1 protein-coding gene is annotated in these 315 nt (G+C 46.0%); it reads left to right on the top strand.

Features of this window, described 5'->3' with window-relative positions:
* Positions 1-315: hypothetical protein (locus tag R0K30_RS21475; RefSeq protein ID WP_410612816.1), on the top strand; the 315-nt coding region annotated here is incomplete at both ends.

Here is a 315-nt window from a genome sequence, read left to right as displayed (position 1 = left end):
CTTCACAAGCTCTAAGGACTTCAACAAGCTGGTGGTGCCCGACTTAGACGTTACTGTGCATCTCATGATGAGAATTGACCGCCATCGACAAGAGATTGGCATCACCTGTAATTTAACTGGTGATGGATTTCCTAATTTGGAAGTTTTCTTACGCGACAGCTCAAACACGCCCCTAATGCTATGCACTCATCACCGCATTGGTCATGCAGCAGGACAGTTGATTGGAAACCACAACCACTTGCTCTCTTCATGCGAAATCACTGTCGCGACTGATGAGAACATGAATTTCACAGGTCCAGTAAATGTAACTCGTGC

This window comes from Bacillus sp. SIMBA_154, assembly GCF_046536015.1.
In the GTDB taxonomy this organism is placed as follows: Bacteria; Bacillota; Bacilli; order Bacillales; family Bacillaceae; genus Bacillus; species Bacillus pumilus_P.
Note: the sequence above shows the minus strand (reverse complement) of the source record. Positions and strands in the feature narration are given on the sequence as shown.